The following is a 23,338-nucleotide window of genomic DNA, read 5'->3' as shown; positions in this document are numbered from 1 at the left end:
GGGCCGCAAGGCCCCCGTTTTTGCATATGCGAAGAACGAATTTTCCGCAGAATTCCTACGTTTTTTGTTTTGACCGCCTTCCGACCGGGCGGGTAGACTCTGAACTCCTGAAGGGAATCGCGATTCCCTCGCTCATCCAGAGGGGCCAAAAGTGAACAAGAACGATCTCATTGCAGAAGTGGCGGACCGCAGCGGCCTGTCCAAGGCTGATGCGACCAAGGCTGTCGACTACGTTTTCGACATCATCACCGAATCCTTGAAGAAGGAAGAGGAAGTCCGCCTCGTTGGCTTCGGAACGTTCAACGTTTCGCACCGCGCAGCCACGGAAGGCCGCAATCCGCGCACGGGTGAAGCCATCCAGATTCCGGCATCGAAGCAGCCGAAATTCAAGGCGGGCAAAGGTCTGAAAGACGCCGTCAACGCCTGATCTACAGACGCTTGCGGACGCATTGGACCGGCCGCCCCGAAAGGGGCGTGCCGGTCTATGTGTTTGAAGAGGGTGTCAGGACGGCTTTTCCGGTGAGGGCCCAGTTTCGTCGTCTGAGGCCATCGCCGACGCGTCGGACGCGTTCTCCATTTCGAAATCCTCCGAAAGCTCCGCCACGCCCTGCTGGACGCTGGCGCCTTCCGATGCGTCTCCTTCGGCGGCGTATGAGGCGTCTTCCTCCGAGCGCGGGTCCAGTTCGGGTGCTGCCACCTGGGTCTGGGGGAAGGGAACGGCCACGAACTCGCCCCGCTGCTCTTCCGTCAGCGCAGGCCGCGAGCGGATCCGAGCCAGCGTGAAAAGCGCATAGACAATGTGAATGGCGGCGATGAACAGGAAGATGGCCGCCATGCCGAAACGCTGTGCGACCAGCGAGGCCGCCGACGGTCCGATAATGGCGCCCGCGGCATAGACCAGCAGCAGGCCACTCGAAACGGAGACGAAACTTTCCCCCTGCGCATGGTCGTTCATATGGGCGACGACCACCGAATAGAGCGTGAGGCTGAAGACGCCGAACGCGAATCCCGAGCCCAGCAGCGCTTCCATGGAGCCGATCCCGCCGGCATAGAAGAGGGCGATGTCGCCCAGAACCGCGCCGATGCAAAGCAGCAGAATGATGATGCGCCGGTCCAGCCGGTCCGAATAGCGGCCGATGGGAAACTGAGCGAGCGCCCCGCCCACGATGGCCGCCGTCATGAAAAAGGAAATGTCGCGTGTGTTGAGGCCCGAATCAGCCGCGAAGAGCGGCGCCAGCGTCCAGAAGGGACCATTGGTCAGGCCGATCACGAAAGACCCCATCAACCCCACCGGAGAGAGCGCATAAAGGCGCCTCAGATTGATCGAGACGGTCTGGATAGGCGCAGGCTGTACCGAAGTCGTCAGTGCCACGGGAACGAGCGCCACCGAGGTGAGAATCGAGCACAGCGCGAACAGGCCGAAGGCCGCCGGGTCCGACAGGTTGAGCAGAAGCTGTCCCGCGGTGACGGAAAGAAGGTTCACCACCAGATAGGTGGCAAACAGGCGTCCCCGCGTTTCGTTTGTGGCCTGCTCGTTGAGCCAGCTTTCGATCACCATATAGAGCCCGGCAAAGCAGAAGCCGGTCAGGCCACGCATGGCCGACCAGGACCACGCGTCGCTGAAAAGCGCATGGATGAGCGGCGCGGCCGATGCTGCCGCGCACAGCGCCGCGAAACTCCGGATATGGCCCGCGCGGCGCACGATATAGGGCGTGCCGACACAGCCCACCAGAAAGCCTGCGAAATAGACACTGCCGAAGAGGCCGATGGTCGGCGTGCCGAAACCGTCGATTCCGGCGCGGATGGGCACCAGCGTGCCGAGGAGACCGTTTCCGATAAGCAGGATGGCCGTCGCGCTAAGAAGGGCAAGAAAGGGAGCGATGGTACGGGTCAAAACGCAGGGTCCGGGCGTCGTGGGGGCGGCGTCGACAATGAGGATGGGGGTTTAGCCGCGGAATGCAATCGTAGAAGGCTCGTCGTCGCGCATTTGTGTGCGATGGTTTGAAATTGGAAATCGGCACATTGCCAAGACCTGTCCCATCGGATAGGAAACGGCAGCGCAAGCGGGCGGTTAGCTCAGTTGGTAGAGCATCTCGTTTACACCGAGAGGGTCGGCAGTTCGAGCCTGTCACCGCCCACCATTTTCCGCATCGCCCGACATCCCGGCCGACACCGAGGATGGCAGCCCCGATAGCGGCCCGCGCATTTCCCTCATGACACATACGGCCTCGTTGTATTCGTCCTTTCCTCTGTTCGCGTGGAGGAGGGGCGTCGAGGCGAGAATCGGTCGGGCGAAGCGCAAGTCCCGGCCCCTGTGAGAGGCCCGATGAAAGGCAAAGTCTTCATCCGGAAATCACGCGCATTTCAGGCGAAAACCTCGTAGGCGCCGGTGCTTCGCATCCCTGTCGATTTGATTGTCGTTTTTGCGTCATCCCGCGCTTGACACATCACCCCCTGTGGCTTACGAACCGCGCACCCTGATGAGGGCGCTGGTCGCAAGAGGGGGTGTAGCTCAGTTGGTTAGAGCGCTGGCCTGTCACGCCAGAGGTCGCGGGTTCGAGTCCCGTCACTCCCGCCATCCTCAGCCAAATTTCCGGCTCAAATAGATGCATTTTGCGGCAATGCAACAATTGCGAAAGAGTCGCAATAAGAGTCCGTCCGGACATCCCTCAACTTCCCGGTTTTTCTAGGTTTTTTCCTCTCGACGACTTGCAGTCAGCATTTGATTCTGCAATAGCGAGGGATATACTGCGCGCCAAATCAGGCGGCTCACTCGCTTATGCGAAATCCACGGGCCGCGGATCGAAGCCCGGCGCAGGGGCGCTGTTGCCATAGCGAGCAGCCCGGGCTTCCAGAGAGGACTTTCGGATGCAAGAGCTCTTAAGCGAATATCTGCCCATCATCATTTTCATGGGCATCTCGCTGGTCATCGGTCTTGCCCTTCTCGTCGCGCCGTTCCTGATCGCCCCGAGCGATCCCGATCCCGAAAAGCTCAAAGCCTATGAATGCGGCTTCGATGCGTTCGAGGACGCGCGCATGAAGTTCGACGTGAAATATTATCTCGTCGCCATTCTCTTCATCATCTTCGATCTGGAAGTGGCCTTCCTCTTCCCCTGGGCCGTCGCGCTCGGCGATGTGGGGCTGTTCGGCTTCTGGTCGATGATCGTATTCCTTGGCGTCCTGACCGTCGGCTTCGTCTATGAATGGCGCAAAGGCGCTCTGGAGTGGGAATGAGTACTGAGAACCCAGACAAGGTAATTGCCAACAATCCCGGCGTGGTGAGCGCGGTCGAAGGGCAGGCGCCCTGGCCGGAAGATCGCGGCAGCCTGGAGAAGATGTCGAACCAGCTGGCCGACAAGGGCTTCGTCCTCACCACGGTGGAAGACCTGATCAACTGGTCGCGCACCGGCTCGCTGATGTGGATGACCTTCGGCCTGGCCTGCTGCGCGGTGGAGATGATGCAGACCTCCATGCCGCGCTACGACGTCGAGCGTTTCGGCGTCGCGCCGCGCGCCAGCCCCCGCCAGTCCGACGTGATGATCGTCGCCGGTACGCTGACCAACAAGATGGCGCCTGCACTTCGCAAGGTTTACGACCAGATGCCGGAGCCGCGTTACGTCATCTCCATGGGTTCCTGCGCCAACGGCGGCGGCTATTACCATTATTCCTATTCCGTGGTACGAGGCTGCGACCGCGTGGTGCCGGTCGATGTCTATGTGCCGGGGTGCCCGCCGACTGCCGAGGCGCTCCTCTACGGAATTCTTGCTCTTCAAAAGAAGATACGGCGGACGGGCACGATCGACCGCTGAGTTTTCTCATTCCGGTTGCGCATCTCCGCGCGGCCACTGCCTAACGAGTTCGGGATCTGACCGATGGACGAAAGTCTCACTGATCTGGGCGAGCATATCGTCGGCGCGTTGCCGGATGCCGCGCTCGGCATGCAGGTGGCCTATGGCGAACTGACGATCAATGTGCAGGCTCAGCACATCGTGTCGGTTCTGAAGTTTCTGCGCGACGATCCGGCTTGCCGCTTCGCGACGCTGATCGATATTACCGCGGTAGACTATCCCGCGCGCGCGCGGCGCTTCGATGTCGTCTATCACCTGCTTTCCATGCATCAGAACCAGCGCGTCCGCGTGAAACTCGAGACCGACGAAGATACGGCCGTGCCGAGCGCCATCTCCATCTACCCGGCGGCCAACTGGTTCGAGCGCGAAGTCTTCGACATGTATGGCGTTCTCTTCTCCGATCATCCGGACCTGCGCCGCATCCTGACGGATTACGGTTTCAACGGGTATCCGCTGCGCAAGGACTTCCCGCTCACAGGGTATGTCGAGGTGCGCTATGACGACGACCAGAAGCGCGTCGTCTACGAACCGGTCAAGCTCAATCAGGAATTCCGCAGCTTCGACTTCATGAGCCCGTGGGAAGGGGCCGAATATCTGCTCCCGGGCGATGAGAAGGCGGAGAAGTAAGATGGCAGAACAGCAGCTCCAGAATTTTCATCTGAACTTCGGCCCGCAGCACCCGGCGGCCCATGGCGTGTTGCGCCTGGTGCTGGAACTGGACGGCGAAGTCGTCGAGCGCGTGGACCCGCATATCGGCCTCCTGCATCGCGGCACCGAAAAGCTGATCGAATACAAGACCTACCTACAGGCCAATGCCTATTTCGACCGCCTCGACTATGTGGCGCCGATGAACCAGGAGCATGCCTACTGCCTGGCCATCGAAAAGCTGCTCGACATCGAGGTGCCGCGCCGGGGGCAGTTCATCCGTGTACTGTATTCCGAGATCGGCCGTATCCTGTCGCACATGCTGAACGTGACGACGCAGGCGCTGGACGTTGGCGCGCTGACGCCGCCGCTCTGGGGCTTCGAGGAACGCGAAAAGCTCATGATCTTCTATGAGCGCGCATCCGGCGCCCGTATGCATGCCGACTATTTCCGCACGGGCGGCGTGGCGAAGGACCTGCCGCCGGAGCTGCTCGAAGACATCTATAATTTCTGCGATCCCTGCCTTCAGGTGCTGGACGATCTGGAAGGCCTGCTGACAGGCAACCGCATCTTCATGCAGCGCAATGTCGATATCGGTGTCGTCTCGCAGCAGGATGCGCTGGATTGGGGCTTCTCCGGCGTCATGGTGCGCGGCTCGGGCATGGCCTGGGATCTGCGCCGCTCTCAGCCCTATGAAGTCTATTCCGAACTCGACTTCGACATTCCGGTCGGCAAGAACGGCGACTGCTACGACCGTTATCTCATCCGCATGGAAGAGATGCGCCAGTCGATTAAGATCATGAAGCAGTGCATCGAAATGATGCCGGGCGGTCCGGTACACAATACCGACCACAAGGTGACGGCTCCGTCGCGCAAGGATATGAAGCGCTCCATGGAAGCGCTCATCCATCACTTCAAGCTTTATACCGAGGGCTATCACGTGCCCGCCGGCGAAGTGTATGCCGCGGTGGAAGCGCCCAAGGGCGAGTTCGGCGTCTTCCTCGTCGCCGACGGCACGAACCGTCCCTACAAGTGCAAGATCCGCGCGCCGGGATACGCCCATCTTCAGGCGATGGATTATCTCTGCAAGGGCCACATGCTGGCGGATGTGTCGGCGATTCTCGGCTCTCTCGATATCGTGTTTGGTGAGGTGGACCGATGAGCGTTCGCAGGTTGGACCCCAATCAGCCCGAGAGCTTCGAGTTCACACCCGAAAATCTCGACTGGGCCAAAACCCAGATGGCAAAATACCCGGACGGCAAACAGGCCTCCGCAATCATCTCGTTGCTCTGGCAGGCTCAGAAGCAGCATGGCTGGCTGCCGGAACCGGCGATCCGTTATGTCGCCGATCTGTTGGGCATGGATTACATCCGGGCGCTCGAAGTGGCGACCTTTTACACCATGTTCAACCTGTCGCCGGTCGGCGAGCATTTCGTGCAGCTTTGCGGTACCACGCCGTGCTGGCTGCGCGGCGCGGACGATTTGAAGGAAGTCTGCCGCAAGCATATCGGCGAAGAGGGCGAGGTGTCCGAAGACGGCAAGCTCTCCTGGCTTGAGGTCGAATGCCTCGGTGCCTGCGTGAATGCGCCCATGGTGCAGATCAATGACGATTTTTACGAGGATCTCGACGCGGAGAAATTCGAGCGGATCCTTTCCGAGCTGCGTTCGGGCAAGGATGTGAAGCCGGGGCCGCAAAACGGCCGCCGCTCTTCCGAGCCGGAAGACGGGCCGACCACGCTGAAGGACTCCATGTCCGCCGGCAAGGCGGGGGGTGAGTGATGCTGGAAGACAAGGATCGTATCTTTACCAATCTCTATGGCTTCGACGATTGGGGCCTTGAAGGCGCAAAGCGCCGCGGCGATTGGGACGGCACGGCGGCGATCATCGCCAAGGGCCGCGACTGGATCATCGACGAGATGAAGAATTCGGGTCTGCGCGGCCGTGGCGGCGCGGGTTTCCCGACCGGCATGAAATGGTCTTTCATGCCCAAGGAATCCGACGGACGTCCGCATTATCTCGTCGTCAATGCCGACGAATCCGAGCCCGGCACCTGCAAGGATCGCGACATCATGCGTCACGATCCGCACAAGCTCATCGAAGGCTGCCTCATCGCCAGCTTCGCCATGGGCGCGCATGCTTGTTACATCTATGTGCGCGGCGAATTCATCCGTGAGCGCGAGCAGCTTCAGGCCGCCGTCGATCAGGCCTATGAGGCGGGCCTCATAGGCAAGAACGCGGCGGGCTCCGGCTGGGACTTCGATCTTTATGTTCATCACGGCGCGGGCGCGTATATCTGCGGCGAGGAAACGGCGCTGCTGGAAAGCCTTGAAGGCAAGAAGGGCATGCCCCGCCTCAAGCCGCCTTTCCCGGCCAATGTCGGTCTCTATGGTGCGCCGACTACGGTGAACAATGTGGAATCGATCGCGGTGGCGCCCACCATTCTGCGGCGCGGCGCGTCGTGGTTTTCCGGGCTGGGCCGACCGAACAATGCGGGCACCAAGCTCTTCTGCATTTCCGGCCATGTGAACAAGCCGTGCAATGTGGAAGAGGAGATGGGGATCCCGCTTCGCGAGCTGCTCGAAAAGCATGCCGGCGGCGTGCGCGGCGGCTGGGACAATCTGCTGGCGGTCATCCCCGGCGGGTCTTCCGTGCCGCTCCTGCCGAAAACGGTTTGCGACGACGTGCTGATGGATTTCGACTCGCTGAAGGCGGTTCAGTCGGGTCTCGGCACTGCCGCGGTGATCGTGATGGACAAGTCCACCGACATCATCAAGGCGATCGCGCGTCTTTCCTATTTCTACAAGCACGAGAGTTGCGGTCAGTGCACGCCCTGCCGCGAAGGCACGGGCTGGATGTGGCGCGTGATGGAACGTCTGGTGGCAGGCGAAGCGGAGCCTGCGGAAATCGACATGCTGCTCGATGTGACGAAGCGTGTCGAAGGCCACACCATCTGCGCTCTGGGCGATGCGGCGGCATGGCCTGTCCAGGGCCTGATCCGGCATTTCCGTGGAACGATTGAAGAGCGCATCGCGGCCAAGCGCGGCGGTACAGCTCAAGTGGCGGCGGAGTAAGCGCATGACCATCATCAAGGTCGACGGTGAAGAAATCGATGTTGCGCCGGAGCTGACGCTGCTTCAGGCATGCGAGGCGGCGGGCAAGGAAATTCCGCGCTTCTGCTATCACGAGCGTCTGTCGATTGCCGGCAATTGCCGCATGTGCCTCATCGAGGTGAAGGGCGGACCGCCCAAGCCCGTCGCATCCTGCGCGCAGAATGTGCGCGACCTGCGCCCCGGCCCGGAAGGTCAGCCGCCGGAACTCTTCACCAACACCGAAATGGTGAAGCGCGCCCGCGAAGGCGTGATGGAGTTCCTGCTCATCAACCATCCGCTCGACTGCCCGATCTGCGATCAGGGCGGCGAATGCGACCTGCAGGACCAGTCCATGGCCTATGGCGTGGACGGGTCGCGCTTCCATGAAAACAAGCGCGCGGTCGAAGAAAAATATATGGGCCCGCTGGTGAAGACGGTGATGACGCGCTGCATTCAGTGCACGCGCTGCATCCGCTTCACGACGGAAGTCGCCGGCGCCGGCGAACTCGGCGCCATCGGCCGTGGCGAGGACATGGAAGTCACGACCTATCTCGACCGGGCGCTCACCTCCGAGATGTCGGCGAATGTCGTCGATCTCTGCCCGGTCGGCGCGCTGACCTTCCGTCCCTTCGCCTTCACCGCGCGCCCGTGGGAACTTGTCAAGACCGAGTCCATTGATGTGATGGACGCGCTCGGCTCCAATATCCGCGTCGATGCGCGCGGATCGGAAGTGATGCGCATTCTCCCGCGCCTCAATGATGAGGTGAATGAGGAGTGGATTTCCGACAAGACCCGTTTCGTATGGGACGGCCTGAAGACGCAGCGTCTCGATACGCCCTATGTGCGCGAAAACGGCAAGCTGCGCGCCGCGACCTGGGACGAGGCGTTCGACGTCATCGCCGTCAAGCTCCGTGAGCTGAAGGACGATCAGGCAGCTGCCATCGCGGGCGATCTGGCCTGTGCCGAAAGCATGAAGGCCCTGAAGGACCTTCTGGGCAAGATCGGCTCCCCGCATATGGATTGCCGTCAGGACGGCGCGAAGATCGATGCGTCTTCCCGTGCCAACTATCTTTTCAACTCCACCGTGGCGGGTATCGACAGCGCGGACATGATCCTGCTGGTCGGCACCAACCCGCGTCTGGAATCGCCGGTGCTCAATGCGCGCATCCTGAAGGCGCAACGCCAGAACGGTGCCCGTGTCGGCGTGATCGGCGAGCAGGCCGATCTCACCTATCCCTATGATTATCTCGGCGCCGGTCCGGCAACGCTTCAGGATGTGCTGGACGGCAAGGGCGACTTTGCCGAAGCCTTCCTCAAGGCGGAACGTCCGATGATCGTGCTGGGGCAGAGCGCTCTGGCGCGCAAGGACGGCGCCGCTGTGCACGCCGCCGCCGTGGCGCTTGCCAAGGCCGCCAAGGCTGTGCGCGAAGACTGGAACGGCTTCAACGTGCTTCACACCGCCGCGGCGCGTGTCGGCGGCCTCGATCTCGGCTTCCTGCCGGGCGAGGGCGGTCGCGATATCGACGGCATTCTGGACGGCGCGTCCTCCGGCGAGATCGGCCTTGTCTGGCTTCTCTCCGCCGACGAGATCGACATGGACCGGCTGGGCTCCGCCTTCGTCGTCTATCAGGGAACGCATGGCGACCGGGGCGCACACCGCGCCGACGTCATCCTGCCGGGCGCCGCCTACACCGAAAAGTCGGCGACCTGGGTCAACACCGAAGGCCGCGTCCAGATCGGACGTCGTGCTTCCTTCCCGCCCGGCGAGGCGAGGGAGGACTGGACGATCATTCGCGCGCTTTCCGGCGTGCTCGGTCTGACGCTGCCTTACGACGATCTCGATGCGCTTCGCGTCGCCATGGAAGAAGACGCGCCGCATTTTGCGGATACCGACATGGTGTTCCCCGCGGCCGAACTGCCGGACGGCGAAAAGGGCGCGTTTGAAGACGCAGCCTTTGACACGGCGGTGAAGGACTTCTATTTGACCAATCCGATTGCGCGGGCAAGCCGTGTCATGGCTCTGTGCTCCGCCGAGAAGAGCGCATCACTCAGCGCGGCAGCAGACTAAGGGAAGGCACCGGGGGTATGTCCGATATACTTGTCTCATATGGCATTCCGCTGGCGATCATTCTCGCCCAGTCGCTTGCCCTTCTGGTCGCGCTGTTGCTGGTGACGGCCTATGTGCTGCTCGCCGACCGCAAGATCTGGGCGGCGGTGCAGCTTCGCCGCGGTCCCAATGTCGTCGGCGCCTTCGGCCTGCTGCAATCCTTCGCGGATCTGTTGAAGTTCGTCTTCAAGGAAGTGGTCATTCCTTCCAGCGCGAACAAGGGCGTGTTCCTGCTCGCACCGCTGGTTTCCGTCGTACTCGCATTGTCGGGCTGGGCGGTCATCCCGATGGCAGATGGCTGGGTCATCTCCAACATCAATGTGGGCATCCTCTACATCCTCGCCATCTCCTCGCTCGGCGTTTACGGCGTCATCATGGCGGGCTGGGCGTCGAACTCTAAATATCCGTTCCTGTCGGCGCTTCGCTCGGCCGCGCAGATGGTGTCCTATGAAGTCTCCATCGGCTTCGTTCTCGTGACGGTGCTGATGACGGCGGGCTCGCTGAACCTGTCCGAGGTGGTGGAAGCGCAGCGCGGCTCCTGGGGGCTCTTCTCCTGGTACTGGCTGCCGCATTTGCCGATGCTGGTGATCTTCTTCATCTCTGCGCTGGCGGAAACGAACCGTCCGCCCTTCGACCTTGCCGAAGCGGAATCGGAACTCGTCGCCGGCTTCATGGTGGAATATTCCTCCACCACCTACATGATGTTCATGCTGGGCGAGTACGTCTCGATCCTGCTGATGTGCGCCATGACCACCATTCTCTTCCTCGGTGGCTGGCTGCCCCCGGCCGACTTCGCGCCGTTCACCCTGGTGCCGGGAATCGTCTGGTTCCTTATCAAGGTGTTCCTCGTCTTCTTCATGTTCTCGATGGTGAAGGCATTCGTGCCGCGCTATCGCTACGACCAGCTCATGCGCCTCGGCTGGAAGGTGTTCCTGCCCATCTCGCTCTTCTGGGTCGTGCTGACGGCCGGTGTGCTGGTCTCTTTCGGATGGGTGCCGCATGCCTGATCGCGCCGCATCCGTCTTCGCCAAGGGAAAGGACTGAGCCATGTCCGCGCTTATGCAATCCGCCCGGCAGCTTTTTCTCCAGGAGTTCGTTTCGAGCTTCTTTCTTGCCATGCGTTATTTCTTCAAGCCCAAGGCGACGCTGAACTATCCGTTCGAAAAGGGCGCGCTGTCGCCGCGCTTCCGTGGCGAACATGCGCTGCGCCGCTATCCGAACGGCGAAGAGCGCTGCATTGCCTGCAAGCTTTGCGAGGCGATCTGCCCGGCGCAGGCCATCACCATCGAGGCCGGCCCGCGCCGCAATGACGGCACCCGCCGTACCACGCGCTACGATATCGATATGACGAAATGCATCTATTGCGGTCTCTGCCAGGAGGCCTGCCCGGTGGATGCCATCGTCGAAGGACCGAATTTCGAGTTCGCCACGGAGACCCGTGAAGAACTCATGTATGACAAGGACAAACTCCTCGCCAATGGCGACCGCTGGGAACGCGAGATCGCGCGCAACATTGCGCTCGATGCGCCGTATCGCTGAGCGGGCCCGGATTAGGGCAGGGGAATTAACGGAAGGGCCGGCGCGCGTCACGCGGCCGGATTGAGCAAGGGGCAGACATGATTGTTACCGCCATAGCGTTTTACGTCTTTGCGGCGATCACCGTCGCGGCGGGCTTTATGGTCATCGCCGCGCGCAACCCCGTGCATTCGGTGCTCTTCCTGATCCTGGCCTTCTTCAACGCCGCCGCGCTCTTCGTGCTGATGGGGGCGGAGTTCCTGGCATTGATGCTGGTCGTCGTCTATGTCGGCGCCGTCGCCGTGCTCTTCCTCTTTGTGGTGATGATGCTCGAAATCGACATTGCCGAGATGCGCGAGGGCTTCCTGCAATATCTGCCGATCGGCGGCCTTGTCGGCTTTATCCTGCTGGTCGAGCTTGTCCTGGTGCTGGGCGCGTGGACCTTCGCGCCGGAAGCGGCCGGCGTCGCAGCGCATCCCGTCCCCGACGTCGCTCAGATCGACAATACGCGCGCGCTCGGACAGCTCCTCTACACCAACTACGTCTATCTCTTCCAGGCGGCCGGTCTGGTTCTTCTCGTGGCAATGGTCGGCGCCATCGTGCTGACCCACCGCGAGAACACCAAGGCCAAGCGCCAGAACATTGCTCGCCAGGTGTCGCGTCGTCGCGATCAGGCGATCGAAAACAAGAAAGTCGATCCCGGACAGGGGCTCTGACGGGTTACAAGCGGCGCATCTTCATGGCGCCGAGGAGAAATACATGGCTATCGGCCTCGGACATTATCTGACCGTTGCGGCGATCCTCTTTACGCTGGGGATTTTCGGCATCTTCCTGAACCGGAAGAACGTCATCATCATCCTCATGTCGATCGAGCTGATGCTGCTCGCCGTCAATATCAACCTCGTGGCCTTCTCCACATTTCTGGGCGATATGGTCGGTCAGGTCTTTGCGCTTTTCGTTCTGACGGTCGCCGCCGCCGAGGCCGCCATCGGTCTGGCGATCCTCGTTGTGTTCTATCGCAACCGCGGTTCCATCGCGGTTGAAGACATCAATTCGATGAAGGGGTAAGGAAGCAATGTTCTCAGCCATCGTCTTCCTGCCGCTTCTGGGCTTCCTGACCGCCGGGATTTTCGGTCGCTGGCTCGGTCCGCGCGGCGCGCAGATCGTCACCTGCGTGCCGATCGTGATTGCCGCGATCCTGGCCGCCTTCGCCTTCGTCGATGTCGGGCTTCAGGGCGAGACCTATCGCCTGCAGGTTCTCACCTGGATCAATTCCGGCGCCTTTGAGGCGGATTGGCGCCTGCGCATCGATACGCTGACGGCGGTGATGCTCGTCGTGGTGACCTGGGTCTCCGCGCTCGTGCACATCTATTCGATCGGTTATATGAGCCACGACCCGCAGCAGCCGCGCTTCTTCGCCTATCTGTCGCTCTTCACCTTCGCCATGCTCATGCTGGTGACGGCGGATAATTTCGTGCAGCTCTTCTTCGGCTGGGAAGGCGTGGGGCTTGCCTCCTATCTGCTGATCGGCTTCTGGTACAAGAAGCCGAGCGCCAACGCCGCCGCGATCAAGGCCTTCGTTGTCAACCGTATCGGCGACTTCGGCCTCATCCTCGGCATTGCGACGCTGTTCTTCACCATCGGCTCGGTGGATTTCGACACCGTCTTCAAGGCAATCCCGGACCTGCAGGACAAGACATTCCTTTTCCTCGGCTATGACGTGCCGATCGTCACCACGGCCTGCCTGCTGCTCTTCATGGGCGCCATGGGCAAGTCGGCGCAGTTCCTTCTCCACACCTGGTTGCCGGACGCGATGGAAGGCCCGACGCCTGTTTCGGCGCTCATCCACGCCGCGACCATGGTGACGGCGGGCGTCTTCCTCGTCGCGCGCATGTCCCCGGTCTTCGAGTTCTCGCCTTTCGCGCTGACGGTGGTCACGGTCATCGGGGCGATCACGGCGTTCTTCGCGGCAACCGTCGGTCTCGTGCAGAACGACATCAAGCGCGTCATCGCCTATTCGACCTGTTCGCAGCTCGGCTACATGTTTGCTGGCCTTGGCGTTGGCGCCTATGAGCCGGCCATGTTCCACCTCTTCACGCATGCCTTCTTCAAGGCGCTCCTGTTCCTCGGCTCCGGCTCGGTCATCCATGCCATGAGCGACGAGCAGGACATGCGCAAGATGGGCGGCCTGTTCCGCATGATCCCGGCGACCTGGCTGATGATGATCATCGGCACGCTGGCGCTCACCGGCGTGCCGGGCACCGCGGGCTACTTCTCCAAGGACGCCATCATCGAGGCAACCTTCGTGGCCGATGCCAACCCGGCTCACATGTTTGCCTATGTGATGCTGGTCGTGGCGGCGCTCTTCACCTCTTTCTATTCCTGGCGCCTGATCTTCATGACCTTCCACGGTCAGACCCGTGCCTCCAACGAGACGCTTTCCCATGTGCATGAATCGCCCATGGTGATGATGCTCCCGCTGGTCGTGCTGGCGGTCGGTGCCATCTTCGCAGGTCTTGCCTTCGAGAAGCTCTTTATCGGCGATGCGCACAGCGCCTTCTGGCTCAGCTCCATCTTCCATGGCGCGGACAACCATGTCCTTCATGCCATGCATCACGACGTGCCGGCCTGGGCGGCCGGGATGCCGACCCTGATGATGCTGATCGGCCTCGCGGTCGCGGTGCTCTTCTATCTCGTCAAGCCCGAGCTGCCCAAGCAGCTCGCCCGCGAGCAGGAGCCGCTCTACAAGTTCCTGCTCAACAAGTGGTATTTCGACGAGATCTACGACTTCCTCTTCGTCCGCCCGGCCTTCTGGATCGGTCGCCTCCTGTGGAAGCAGGGCGACGGCCGGATCATCGACGGCCTCGGGCCGGATGGCGTATCCGCGCGCGTGCTTGACGTGACGCGCGGCGTCGTCCGCCTGCAGAGCGGTTATCTCTATCACTATGCCTTCGCGATGCTGCTCGGTGTGGCGGCGCTGGCGACCTATTTCATGTTCGGGGGCGCGCACTGATGACCGACGGAAGCATTCTCTCGCTCATCACATTCCTGCCGCTCGCAGGCGCTTTGCTGATCGCCTTCGTTCGGGGCGACGAGGCAACGGTTGCGCGGAACGTGCGATACGTCGCGCTGTGGACGACGGGCTTCACCTTCATCCTGTCGCTTTACATCTGGTGGAAGTTCGATCCGACCACGGCCGACTTCCAGTTCGTGCAGGAAACCGAGTGGCTGGGCGGTTCGATCAACTATCACGTCGGGGTCGACGGCATTTCGATGCTGTTCGTCATCCTGACGACCTTCCTTATGCCTGCCTGTATTCTGGCAAGCTGGGACGCGATCCAGACCCGCGTGAAGGAATACATGATCGCCTTCCTCGTGCTGGAAACGCTGATGATCGGCGTCTTCTGCTCGCTGGATCTCGTTCAGTTCTACATCTTCTTCGAAGGCGGTCTCATCCCGATGTATCTCATCATCGGCGTCTGGGGCGGTCCGCGCCGCATCTATGCGAGCTTCAAGTTCTTCCTCTACACGCTGCTCGGCTCGCTGCTCATGCTGCTGGCCATCATGGCGATGTATTGGGATGCGGGCACGACCGACATCACGGTCCTGCTGACCCACGAGTTCCCGGCAGGCATGCAGACCTGGCTCTGGCTGGCCTTCTTCGCCTCCTTCGCGGTGAAGATGCCGATGTGGCCGGTCCACACCTGGCTGCCCGACGCGCATGTGGAAGCGCCCACGGCGGGGTCGGTCATCCTGGCCGGTATCCTGCTGAAGATGGGCGGCTATGGCTTCCTGCGTTTCTCGCTGCCCATGTTCCCGCTGGCCTCCGCCGATTTCGCGCCGTTCGTCTTCGCCTTGAGCGTGATTGCGATCGTTTACACCTCGCTCGTCGCGCTGGTGCAGGAGGATATGAAAAAGCTCATTGCCTATTCCTCCGTTGCCCATATGGGATTCGTGACCATGGGTATTTTCGCCGCGAACCAGCAGGGCGTTCAGGGCTCCATCTTCCAGATGCTCAGCCATGGCTGGGTGTCGGGCGCGCTCTTCCTGTGCGTGGGCGTCATTTACGACCGGCTGCACACCCGCGAGATTTCCGCCTATGGCGGCCTTGTGAACCGCATGCCGCTCTATGCCGTCGCCTTCCTCATCTTCACCATGGCGAATGTCGGCCTGCCGGGCACTTCCGGTTTCGTCGGCGAGTTCCTGACGCTCATGGGCACCTTCATGGTGAACACCTGGGTCGCGGCGCTGGCCGCCACGGGCGTCATCCTGTCGGCGGGGTATGCGCTCTATCTCTATCGCCGCGTCGTCTTCGGTGAGATCCAGCGCGATGTGCTGAAAAGCATGAAGGATCTCAACATGCGTGAGGCGCTGACGCTGGCGCCGCTTATCGCGACGACCCTTTTCTTCGGCATCTATCCGACGCCGATCTTCGACATCACGGCCGTGTCGGTTGAGCACCTGGTTGCCAATTACCACGCGGCCGTCGAGGCCCATCAGACCGCGATGGGGAGCGGAATGCTGACGCATCTCGCCAGCCTCATCGGCATTCAGTAGAGCAGGGGCCGCAAGGACAGATTCATGGAAACCGCAGTGACCACGCTTCCCGCTTTTTCTCCCGCTCTGCCCGAGATGCTTCTCGCAGCGGGTGCTCTGCTGCTGCTCATGTATGGCGTGTTCCGCAAGCATGCCACGGCGCGCGATACCGCTTATGGCGCGCTGGCGCTCTTTGCCATCGTCTGCGGCGTCCTGATCGGCCAGAGCGGCGGGCGCGTGACGACCTTCGAGGGCATGTTCGTCATCGACGGCTTCACCAAATATGTGAAGATCCTCGTCCTGCTTGCCGCGGCCGCTGCCATCATCATGTCGATGAACTTCATGGAGCGGGAAAAGATCGACCGTTTCGAGTTTCCCGTCCTGATCGTGCTGGCCACGCTCGGCATGTTCGCCATGGTGTCCGCCAACAGCCTGATCGCCCTCTATCTGGGTCTCGAACTGCAGAGCCTCGCGCTTTACGTCATCGCGGCCTTCAATCGCGACAGCACGCGGTCCACGGAAGCGGGCCTGAAATATTTCGTCCTTGGTGCGCTGTCCTCCGGCATGCTGCTTTACGGCGCGTCGATGGTCTATGGCTTCACGGGCAGTGTCGATTTCAACGTCATCGCCCACGTCCTGGAAGCCGGCGCCAATACCGGCGTCATCTTCGGCCTCGTGTTCGTGCTGGCCGGTCTCACCTTCAAGATTTCCGCCGTGCCGTTCCACATGTGGACGCCCGATGTCTATGAAGGCGCGCCGACCCCGGTGACCGCCTTCTTCGCCGGCGCGCCCAAACTTGCGGCTATGGCGCTCATCATCAATCTGCTCTATAGCGCCTTCCCGCATCTCCTGCCCGAATGGCAGCAGATCATCGTGTTCATCTCGATCGCGTCCATGGTGCTGGCCGCCTTTGCCGCCATCGGCCAGAACAACATCAAGCGCCTGATGGCCTACAGCTCCATCGGCCATATGGGCTATGCGCTTGTCGGTCTTGCCGCGGGCACGCCGGAAGGCCTGCGCGGCGTGCTCATCTACATGACGATCTATGTCATCATGAATATCGGCGTCTTCTGCTGCATCCTCATGATGCGCCGTCAGGAAGGCATGGTGGAATCCATCGACGACCTTGCTGGCCTGTCGCGTCACCAGCCCTTGCTCGCCTTCGTCTTTGCGATGCTGATGTTTTCGCTGGCCGGCATCCCGCCGCTCGCGGGCTTCTTCGGCAAGTTTTACGTCTTCATGGCTGCCATTCAGGCCCATCTTTACCCGCTGGCCGTTATCGGCGTGCTCTCCAGCGTCGTCGGCGCCTTCTACTATCTGCGCATCGTGAAGGTGATGTATTTCGACGAACCGGCGGAGGCCTTCGAGCCCATGCCGGGCGAGCTGACGGCGATGCTCACCATCTCCGGTATCTTCACCATGCTGTTCTTCGTCTATCCGCTGCCGATCATCGCCGGGGCGCAATCGGCGGTTGCCGCGTTGATGCCGTAAGGCGCGCAGCATGGCAGAGCAAGACACGAGCCTTCCTGCCGGATACCGCCATTTTCACTTTGGCGAAATCGACAGCACCAATGAAGAAGCCCGCCGCTTGGGCGATGCGGGCGATCCCGGCAATGTCTGGATCACGGCCGACCTCCAGACTGCGGGGCGGGGCAGGCGGGGCCGTGAGTGGGTGTCGCCCAACGGCAATTTCATGGGAACGCTGCTCCTCAGCCCCCATTGTGGCCCGCGCAAGGCGGGCGAACTTTCATTCGTCGCCGCCGTTGCCGTCCATGATGCCGTGGAAAGCATCCTGCCGCCTCAGTTGAAAGGCGGGCTCAAGCTCAAATGGCCGAACGACCTCCTGCATGAGCGGCGAAAGCTCGCCGGTATCCTGCTGGAATCCTCCGGCGTCGCAGGGGGCGAGGTCGCCTGGGTCGCCATCGGCATGGGCGTCAACCTGGCCGTCCATCCCGAGAACATCGAATATCCGGCCACGTCTCTGGCCGCCATGCAGGCAGGCCATGTCACGCCGGTGGAGATGCTGCAGGCGCTGGCCGCAAGCTATGAGCGCTGGCTGGCCGTCTGGCGGGGCCAGCATGGCTTTGCCGCGATCCGCGAGGCATGGCTTGCCCGCGCCGAGGGCCTTCACGGCGAGATCACCGTGCGCCTGTCGGATGAGAGTTTTACGGGCAGCTTCGAGGGGCTCGCCACGGACGGCACTCTGGAAATCCGCCTGTCGGATGGCAGCCTGCGCCGGGTGGCGGCGGGCGATGTCTTTTTCGGCTCCCCGACGCCCCCCATGGCGTCCTGACGCCTGCCGCGCTAAGAATAAGCATGAGTGAAACAACATCTCCCGCCACCGCCGCCGATACCGCAAGCGGCAAGCGCGCGGGCCCGGCGAACCCCGATGACGAGTTCCTGTTTCTGCCGCTCGGCGGATCCGGCGAAATCGGGATGAACTTCAACCTGTATGGCTACGGGACCGACGACGACCGGCAGTGGATCATTGTCGATCTGGGCGTCACCTTCGGCGACGAGCGCACGCCGGGCATCGACCTCATCATGGGCGACCCGGCCTTCATCGAAGAGCGGCGCGACGAGCTGCTCGGCATCGTCCTCACCCATGCGCATGAAGACCATATCGGCGCCGTCGCGCATATCTGGCCACGCCTGCGCTGTCCGGTCTACGCAACGCCCTTCACCGCCCATATGGTGCGCGGCAAGCTGATCGAGGCGGGGATCGAGGATGAAGTGCCGATGCACATCATCCCGCTCGGCCATCGTTTCGATCTCGGCCCCTTCGACATCGAACTCGTCACGCTCACCCATTCCATTCTGGAACCCAACGCGCTGGCGATCCGCACGCCGCTCGGCCTCGTCCTGCATACGGGCGACTGGAAGATCGATCCGGATCCGGTGCTGGGCGACGACATCGACGCGGCTCGCCTGACGGAAATCGGCGATGAAGGCGTGCTCGCCATCGTTTGCGACAGCACCAATGTCTTTTCGCCCGGCGTTTCCGGTTCGGAAGCCGATGTCGGCCGGAGCCTCGTCGAGCTTTTCCAGACGTGCAAGCGCCGCATCGCCGTCACCACCTTCGCCTCCAATGTGGCGCGGCTGGAAAGCATCGCCAAGGCGGCGGCGGAATGCGGCCGTCATGTCGTGCTGGTCGGGCGTTCCATGCACCGCGTGGTTTCCGCAGCGCGCGAAGCGGGATACCTCCACGACCTGCCGCCCTTCGTGAACGAAGAGGATGCGGGCTACCTGCCGCCGGAAAGCGTGCTCTATCTTTGCACCGGCTCGCAGGGAGAGCCGCGCGCCGCGCTGGCCCGGATCGCTGAAAACACTCACCCCAACATCGTGCTGGAGGAGGGCGATACGGTCGTCTTTTCCTCCCGCATCATCCCCGGCAACGACGTCTCTATTTTCGAGCTTCAGAACCTGTTGTCGGAGCGCGGCATCCGGGTCGTGACGGAGAAGGATCACTTCGTCCACGTCTCCGGTCATCCCTGCCGCGACGAACTTGCCCAGATGTATCAGTGGATCAGGCCGCGGGTTTCCATTCCCGTTCACGGCGAATCCCGCCATCTCGCAGAGCATGCCGCCTTTGCGCGCGAACTTCAGGTGCCCGAGCAGATCGTGGTGAAGAATGGGCTCATGGTTCACCTCGCTCCGAACGAGGCCAAGGTGATCGACGAAGCACCCTCCGGCCGCCTTTACCTCGATGGCGACATTCTGGTGGAAGCCGAGGAGGAAGCGCTGCGCATGCGCCGCAGGCTTTCCTTCTCGGGCGCGGTCTTCGTGACCCTGGTAATCGACGGCAAGAACCGCATTTGCGGCGACCCGCAAGTACGCCTGATCGGCCTGCCGGAGGAAGATAATTTCGGCGTGTTGCTGGAAGACCGGGCGCTCGACGCAATCGACGAGGCGCTGGACCGGCTGCCTGCCAAGCGCAGGGGAGACGACGGTGCCGTTGCGGAATATGTCCGCCGCGCGGTGCGTGGAACGCTGCGCCGCGAATGGGGCAAAAAGGCGCAGGTGGAGGTGATGGTCACGCGTATCTGACCCCGCCTTGCTACTGCCCCTGAACCGGCCTAATTTCTGGCCAGCGCAATTCCAGACCTAAAGGAAACTCTCATGCTCGGACCGCTCAATCACGTTGCGATCGCAGTGCCCGACATCAAGGCCGCCGCGGAAACCTATCGCCAGAAGTTCAATGCGAAAGTCTCCGAAGCCGTACCGCAGCCCGACCATGGCGTGACCACGGTTTTCGTCGATCTCGGCAACACCAAGATCGAACTGCTGGAGCCGCTGGGCGAAGATTCGCCGATTGCCGGTTTCCTCGCCAAGAACCCCAAGGGCGGCATTCATCACATCTGCATCGAGGTCGATGATATCGATCAGGCCTGCGAAAAGATGAACGACGAAGGCGTGACCATCACCGGCACCGGCAAGCCGAAGATCGGCGCCCATGGCAAACCGGTCGTCTTCCTTCATCCGAAAGATCTGAACGGCACGCTGGTCGAGCTGGAACAGGCCTGAGGGACAAGCCCTCGCTTTCTTGAGACGGGATCGGACGGTCAATGAGCTGGTTCGCAGGCATCGCCATCTATTTCGTGATTTGGTGGATCACCTTGCTGGCGGTGCTTCCCTTCCGGGGAAATCCGGTCGCCGAGGAAGATCTGCGCGAGGGGCATGACCCCGGCGCGCCGGCGCGAACCCTGCTGCTCTGGAAGGTGCTCGCCACGACGATCATAGCGGGCATCCTCTGGTGCATCGTCGCCTGGGTGATGATCTATCAGCCCATTTCCTATGACGACATTCCGTTCATGCCGAAGTTCTCGCCGGAATATAACGAGCCGGTCACCCCGGCAGCGCCCGCGCAGCAGCCCGGCAACTGAGGCAGGGAGGGGCCGGCGAGCCCCAATCCAACGCAAGCCCGAATTAAGCGCAAAAAAAGCAAGGTCCGCTTTCGTGGCCTTGCCCGACCCCGACACAAAAAAAAGCAAGGTCCACTTTCGTGGCCTTGCTTTGGGTTTTCCCTCATTTGGTCGCGCCATCGACCGTTGCCGGTCGTGTCTGCGTTTCCTCCCTAGACTTGGAACCTGTTTTCCGGCCCCTTTGTTGCGCAGAAGATAGCGGGGATGCGACGCGATGTCACGCAAAAATCGTCGGAATGGTAACATTCGGCACGAAAATACGGCGGGTGCGAAATGAATGTCCGCCGTCACCTGTTTCCCGGCAACGAGCGAAACGGTGATGAGACGTTAAGCCGGATAGGGAGATGATGGCGCATGACCCGCTCGACCCGTGATTCCAGTCCCTTTCCGCGGCTTGGCTGCCTTATGGCGCTGATCGCCGGCCCGCTTTGCCTGATTGCAGGACAAGCCGCGGCACAAGCGCAAAACCCGACGCTGGACCTGGCCGGAGGGGAGGGCGCGCGGATCGTCCGGATTTCGCCCGAAGCCTGTGAAAACCTCGACCTCTACGCCGCGCCCGATACCGTCGACGGCGCCGCGGACTATGTGCCAGGCGTGGCCGCCGATGGCAGCCCCGTCGCACCGGCCGATATCGGCGGCGAAACCGACTATGCCCCCCGCCGCCATTATGAATTCGACGTGGTGGTCCGCCCGCTTGCCGGCAGCGCCACGCCGGGCGTCTCCACCAGTGAGATGAGCGTCGCGCATCTGCGGATAGACAGCCGCACCGGCGCGATGGAAATCGACGGCGTGCCGCTTTCCGATGGAAGCCGCCAGGCGCTGGCCGAAGCCTGTGCAGAATTGCATCACACGCACACGAAACAGCCTCTGGAGCCCCCGCACCGCACTCCGGCGGATTGACTCCGGGCGGTCCCCCCGGGACCCTGATTATGGGCAAATCGGGTGGTGTTTCATGCTTGCGGGTTGGGTGAAGACGGGGGTCTTCGGCTTTTTCAGTCTGATGCTGGGGCTGGCGGTGTCGTCGCCTGCCATGGCGTCGGGCAATGGTCTGTGGACGATCACCAAGGATCACTGGAGCGAGAGCGACGAGGCCGCCTGGCGCGACTTCATCGCGGCAATTGGCGCGGCGGATTGCTGGACGATGGATGCCTGCCTCAAGAGCCCGGCCAATCCCTACCGCCATACCGATCCGAAGGGCGCGCGCTTCCTCGTGGACTGCGCCGATACGCCTTATGTGCTGCGGGCCTATTTCGCCTGGAAGAACGGACTGCCCTTCGCCTGGGCGAACGGCGTGTTGCCCGCCGACGGGGTGCGCGGCGACATCCGCTATTCGCCCTATGGCAACAGGGTGGTGAGCCGCGCGTCGGTGCCGCGCACGGCCTATGGCGTGCGCGCCATGCCGATCCTGCGCCAGCTCACCTGGACGATTTCGACGGCCATGTTCCGGCGCGATGCGAGGGCGTGGGACAAAACCATGTTCACCGATACCTATTCGCCGCGCCTCGACCGGGAAGCGATCCAGCCCGGCACCATCGTCTATGATGTGAACGGTCATATCGCGACCGTCTGGCGGGTCGAGCCCAATGGCCGCATCTGGATTTTCTCTTCTCACCCCGATCACACGGTGAGCCGCTCCTTTGTCGGGCGGGAGTTCCTGCGCACCGGCCCCGAACTCGGATCGATCTTCCAGAAATTCCGCCCCATCCGCCTCGTTGGCGCGAGGCGGGCGGCCAATGGCTCGCTGATCGGCGGGCGTATCGTTGCGACGCCGAACAGCGAAATCCCGGATTTCTCACTGGAGCAATATACCGGCAACCCGCCGGCCGACCCGGCGAACTGGCGCCGCGCGCAATGGGTGTGGCAGGACGAGACGATGGATTTCTATACCTATCTCCGGGCGAAGATGTCCTTTGGCGATCTCGAATACCGCCCGCTGGACGAAGTGAACGCCATGATGATGTCGCTCTGCCAGGACCTGCGTTCGCGCGCCCGCGCTGTGGAAATCGCGCAGGAAGAAGGCATCGACAACATGACGCCGCCGCGTCGCCTGCCGAACAACATCTACGGCACCGACGGGGTGTGGGAACTCTATTCCACGCCCTCGCGGGACGCCCGGCTGAAGACTGCGTTCAAGGAGCTTTACGATGCCGTCGTGCAGTTCGTGAAGCTCGATCTCATCGATGCTCCGCGCCTGAAATATGACGGCAACAATCTCGTCGGCGACCTTCTGCAGGCCTATGAGCAGAAGGCTGCGGCCTGCACGATTTCCTATCGCAATTCAGACGGCCGCATGGTGTCGCTCAATATGCGTCAGGTGACCGAGCGTCTCTTCAAGCTTTCCTTTGACCCTTATCAATGCGTGGAGCGCCGCTGGGGGGCGGGCGGAACGGAGCTTTCCACCTGCCGCGACGGCGCGGTGAAGACCCGCTGGTATGAGGCGCAGCAGCAACTCCGCAACCAGATCGACCGGACCTATGATGTCGATATGGGCTACAATATTACCGAGCTTGAGCGGGGTCCTTACGGGCTCAGAACGGGCAGGGGCGTGGACCATCCGCCCGAGGTTGATGTGCGCGCCTATCTGGAGGCCGCGGCCCATCGCTATTCCGTCATGGCGGACACGCCGGAACCCGCGGCCACTCGCTGACCCAACTGTCACATAGCCTTCGTTGACTT

The 23,338-nt window shown here is 61.9% G+C and carries 22 protein-coding genes and 2 tRNA genes; 23 read left to right on the top strand and 1 reads right to left on the bottom strand.

Going from position 1 to position 23,338, the window contains the following annotated elements; all coding sequences use genetic code 11:
- Positions 1–151 precede the first annotated feature (151 nt).
- Complete coding sequence (locus ACSSVQ_RS02840; RefSeq protein WP_293328444.1) at positions 152–427, top strand: HU family DNA-binding protein; 276 nt, start codon at positions 152–154, stop codon at positions 425–427.
- Positions 428–502: 75 nt separating this feature from the next.
- On the opposite strand, the gene ACSSVQ_RS02835 is transcribed toward ACSSVQ_RS02840, so the two are convergent.
- On the bottom strand, positions 503–1,894 hold the full coding sequence (locus ACSSVQ_RS02835; protein WP_454180744.1) for an MFS transporter: 1,392 nt from the start codon (positions 1,892–1,894) through the stop codon (positions 503–505).
- A 171-nt stretch (positions 1,895–2,065) separates the two neighbouring features.
- On the opposite strand from ACSSVQ_RS02835, the gene ACSSVQ_RS02830 reads away from it, so the two are divergent.
- The 22 genes from ACSSVQ_RS02830 (at position 2,066) to ACSSVQ_RS02725 (ending at position 23,309) form a co-directional block, all read left to right on the top strand.
- Positions 2,066–2,141: transfer RNA gene (locus ACSSVQ_RS02830), tRNA-Val, on the top strand.
- Positions 2,142–2,501: 360 nt separating this feature from the next.
- Positions 2,502–2,578 (top strand) — tRNA-Asp (locus ACSSVQ_RS02825).
- A gap of 290 nt (positions 2,579–2,868) precedes the next feature.
- Positions 2,869–3,234, top strand: coding sequence for an NADH-quinone oxidoreductase subunit A (locus tag ACSSVQ_RS02820; protein ID WP_167095151.1), 366 nt, complete (start codon positions 2,869–2,871; stop codon positions 3,232–3,234).
- A complete protein-coding gene (locus tag ACSSVQ_RS02815; protein ID WP_293328442.1) occupies positions 3,231–3,809 on the top strand; it encodes a NuoB/complex I 20 kDa subunit family protein in 579 nt (192 codons plus the stop codon). Before ACSSVQ_RS02820 ends, ACSSVQ_RS02815 begins: the two co-directional genes overlap by 4 nt.
- Before the next feature lie 63 nt (positions 3,810–3,872).
- Positions 3,873–4,475: an NADH-quinone oxidoreductase subunit C gene (locus tag ACSSVQ_RS02810; RefSeq protein WP_293328441.1), complete on the top strand. Its 603-nt coding sequence runs from the start codon at positions 3,873–3,875 to the stop codon at positions 4,473–4,475.
- A gap of 1 nt (position 4,476) precedes the next feature.
- Complete coding sequence (locus ACSSVQ_RS02805) at positions 4,477–5,655, top strand: NADH-quinone oxidoreductase subunit D (RefSeq protein ID WP_454180743.1); 1,179 nt, start codon at positions 4,477–4,479, stop codon at positions 5,653–5,655.
- Complete coding sequence (nuoE, locus tag ACSSVQ_RS02800) at positions 5,652–6,272, top strand: NADH-quinone oxidoreductase subunit NuoE (protein ID WP_293328439.1); 621 nt, start codon at positions 5,652–5,654, stop codon at positions 6,270–6,272. Before ACSSVQ_RS02805 ends, nuoE begins: the two co-directional genes overlap by 4 nt.
- The gene (gene nuoF, locus ACSSVQ_RS02795; RefSeq protein WP_454180742.1) at positions 6,272–7,564 is read left to right on the top strand and encodes an NADH-quinone oxidoreductase subunit NuoF; all 1,293 of its coding nucleotides are present in this window, start codon (positions 6,272–6,274) and stop codon (positions 7,562–7,564) included. Before nuoE ends, nuoF begins: the two co-directional genes overlap by 1 nt.
- 4 nt (positions 7,565–7,568) lie before the next feature.
- Complete coding sequence (gene nuoG / locus ACSSVQ_RS02790; protein WP_454180741.1) at positions 7,569–9,650, top strand: NADH-quinone oxidoreductase subunit NuoG; 2,082 nt, start codon at positions 7,569–7,571, stop codon at positions 9,648–9,650.
- A 17-nt stretch (positions 9,651–9,667) separates the two neighbouring features.
- The gene (gene nuoH / locus ACSSVQ_RS02785; protein WP_293328436.1) at positions 9,668–10,696 is read left to right on the top strand and encodes an NADH-quinone oxidoreductase subunit NuoH; all 1,029 of its coding nucleotides are present in this window, start codon (positions 9,668–9,670) and stop codon (positions 10,694–10,696) included.
- 40 nt (positions 10,697–10,736) lie between these two features.
- Positions 10,737–11,228 carry an NADH-quinone oxidoreductase subunit NuoI gene (gene nuoI / locus ACSSVQ_RS02780; RefSeq protein WP_293328435.1) on the top strand — a complete coding sequence of 164 codons (492 nt, stop codon included), beginning with the start codon at positions 10,737–10,739 and terminating at the stop codon, positions 11,226–11,228.
- A gap of 77 nt (positions 11,229–11,305) precedes the next feature.
- Positions 11,306–11,920, top strand: a complete 615-nt coding sequence (locus tag ACSSVQ_RS02775) for an NADH-quinone oxidoreductase subunit J (RefSeq protein WP_293328434.1) — start codon at positions 11,306–11,308, stop codon at positions 11,918–11,920.
- Between the two features lie 43 nt (positions 11,921–11,963).
- Positions 11,964–12,272 carry an NADH-quinone oxidoreductase subunit NuoK gene (nuoK, locus tag ACSSVQ_RS02770; RefSeq protein WP_293328433.1) on the top strand — a complete coding sequence of 103 codons (309 nt, stop codon included), beginning with the start codon at positions 11,964–11,966 and terminating at the stop codon, positions 12,270–12,272.
- Positions 12,273–12,279: 7 nt separating this feature from the next.
- On the top strand, positions 12,280–14,217 hold the full coding sequence (gene nuoL, locus ACSSVQ_RS02765) for an NADH-quinone oxidoreductase subunit L (protein ID WP_454180740.1): 1,938 nt from the start codon (positions 12,280–12,282) through the stop codon (positions 14,215–14,217).
- Positions 14,217–15,761, top strand: coding sequence for an NADH-quinone oxidoreductase subunit M (locus ACSSVQ_RS02760; protein WP_293329043.1), 1,545 nt, complete (start codon positions 14,217–14,219; stop codon positions 15,759–15,761). The genes nuoL and ACSSVQ_RS02760 overlap by 1 nt, the downstream gene beginning before the upstream one ends.
- A 24-nt stretch (positions 15,762–15,785) precedes the next feature.
- A complete protein-coding gene (nuoN, locus tag ACSSVQ_RS02755; RefSeq protein ID WP_454180739.1) occupies positions 15,786–17,231 on the top strand; it encodes an NADH-quinone oxidoreductase subunit NuoN in 1,446 nt (481 codons plus the stop codon).
- Between the two features lie 10 nt (positions 17,232–17,241).
- Positions 17,242–18,033, top strand: coding sequence for a biotin--[acetyl-CoA-carboxylase] ligase (locus tag ACSSVQ_RS02750; protein ID WP_454180738.1), 792 nt, complete (start codon positions 17,242–17,244; stop codon positions 18,031–18,033).
- Between the two features lie 143 nt (positions 18,034–18,176).
- Positions 18,177–19,787, top strand: a complete 1,611-nt coding sequence (locus tag ACSSVQ_RS02745) for a ribonuclease J (protein WP_454184637.1) — start codon at positions 18,177–18,179, stop codon at positions 19,785–19,787.
- Between the two features lie 72 nt (positions 19,788–19,859).
- On the top strand, positions 19,860–20,264 hold the full coding sequence (gene mce / locus ACSSVQ_RS02740; RefSeq protein ID WP_167095165.1) for a methylmalonyl-CoA epimerase: 405 nt from the start codon (positions 19,860–19,862) through the stop codon (positions 20,262–20,264).
- 41 nt (positions 20,265–20,305) lie between these two features.
- The gene (locus ACSSVQ_RS02735; RefSeq protein WP_454180737.1) at positions 20,306–20,623 is read left to right on the top strand and encodes a DUF1467 family protein; all 318 of its coding nucleotides are present in this window, start codon (positions 20,306–20,308) and stop codon (positions 20,621–20,623) included.
- Between the two features lie 393 nt (positions 20,624–21,016).
- Positions 21,017–21,562 (top strand): hypothetical protein, encoded by a 546-nt coding sequence (locus ACSSVQ_RS02730; protein WP_454180736.1) that lies wholly within the window; start codon positions 21,017–21,019, stop codon positions 21,560–21,562.
- Positions 21,563–21,614: 52 nt separating this feature from the next.
- Positions 21,615–23,309 carry a hypothetical protein gene (locus ACSSVQ_RS02725; protein ID WP_454180735.1) on the top strand — a complete coding sequence of 565 codons (1,695 nt, stop codon included), beginning with the start codon at positions 21,615–21,617 and terminating at the stop codon, positions 23,307–23,309.
- Positions 23,310–23,338 lie beyond the last annotated feature (29 nt).

The organism is Parvibaculum sp. MBR-TMA-1.3b-4.2, from assembly GCF_053628815.1.
Note: the sequence above shows the minus strand (reverse complement) of the source record. Positions and strands in the feature narration are given on the sequence as shown.

What these genes read in the sequence shown, in the direction of transcription:
- ACSSVQ_RS02820 (WP_167095151.1), top strand. Translation starts at nt 2,869, where the DNA reads ATGCAAGAGCTCTTAAGCGAATATCTGCCCATCATCATTTTCATGGGC.
- ACSSVQ_RS02815 (WP_293328442.1), top strand. Translation starts at nt 3,231, where the DNA reads ATGAGTACTGAGAACCCAGACAAGGTAATTGCCAACAATCCCGGCGTG.
- ACSSVQ_RS02810 (WP_293328441.1), top strand. Translation starts at nt 3,873, where the DNA reads ATGGACGAAAGTCTCACTGATCTGGGCGAGCATATCGTCGGCGCGTTG.
- ACSSVQ_RS02805 (WP_454180743.1), top strand. Translation starts at nt 4,477, where the DNA reads ATGGCAGAACAGCAGCTCCAGAATTTTCATCTGAACTTCGGCCCGCAG.
- nuoE (WP_293328439.1), top strand. Translation starts at nt 5,652, where the DNA reads ATGAGCGTTCGCAGGTTGGACCCCAATCAGCCCGAGAGCTTCGAGTTC.
- nuoF (WP_454180742.1), top strand. Translation starts at nt 6,272, where the DNA reads ATGCTGGAAGACAAGGATCGTATCTTTACCAATCTCTATGGCTTCGAC.
- nuoG (WP_454180741.1), top strand. Translation starts at nt 7,569, where the DNA reads ATGACCATCATCAAGGTCGACGGTGAAGAAATCGATGTTGCGCCGGAG.
- nuoH (WP_293328436.1), top strand. Translation starts at nt 9,668, where the DNA reads ATGTCCGATATACTTGTCTCATATGGCATTCCGCTGGCGATCATTCTC.
- nuoI (WP_293328435.1), top strand. Translation starts at nt 10,737, where the DNA reads ATGTCCGCGCTTATGCAATCCGCCCGGCAGCTTTTTCTCCAGGAGTTC.
- ACSSVQ_RS02775 (WP_293328434.1), top strand. Translation starts at nt 11,306, where the DNA reads ATGATTGTTACCGCCATAGCGTTTTACGTCTTTGCGGCGATCACCGTC.
- nuoK (WP_293328433.1), top strand. Translation starts at nt 11,964, where the DNA reads ATGGCTATCGGCCTCGGACATTATCTGACCGTTGCGGCGATCCTCTTT.
- nuoL (WP_454180740.1), top strand. Translation starts at nt 12,280, where the DNA reads ATGTTCTCAGCCATCGTCTTCCTGCCGCTTCTGGGCTTCCTGACCGCC.
- ACSSVQ_RS02760 (WP_293329043.1), top strand. Translation starts at nt 14,217, where the DNA reads ATGACCGACGGAAGCATTCTCTCGCTCATCACATTCCTGCCGCTCGCA.
- nuoN (WP_454180739.1), top strand. Translation starts at nt 15,786, where the DNA reads ATGGAAACCGCAGTGACCACGCTTCCCGCTTTTTCTCCCGCTCTGCCC.
- ACSSVQ_RS02750 (WP_454180738.1), top strand. Translation starts at nt 17,242, where the DNA reads ATGGCAGAGCAAGACACGAGCCTTCCTGCCGGATACCGCCATTTTCAC.
- ACSSVQ_RS02745 (WP_454184637.1), top strand. Translation starts at nt 18,177, where the DNA reads ATGAACTTCAACCTGTATGGCTACGGGACCGACGACGACCGGCAGTGG.
- mce (WP_167095165.1), top strand. Translation starts at nt 19,860, where the DNA reads ATGCTCGGACCGCTCAATCACGTTGCGATCGCAGTGCCCGACATCAAG.
- ACSSVQ_RS02735 (WP_454180737.1), top strand. Translation starts at nt 20,306, where the DNA reads ATGAGCTGGTTCGCAGGCATCGCCATCTATTTCGTGATTTGGTGGATC.
- ACSSVQ_RS02730 (WP_454180736.1), top strand. Translation starts at nt 21,017, where the DNA reads ATGACCCGCTCGACCCGTGATTCCAGTCCCTTTCCGCGGCTTGGCTGC.
- ACSSVQ_RS02725 (WP_454180735.1), top strand. Translation starts at nt 21,615, where the DNA reads ATGCTTGCGGGTTGGGTGAAGACGGGGGTCTTCGGCTTTTTCAGTCTG.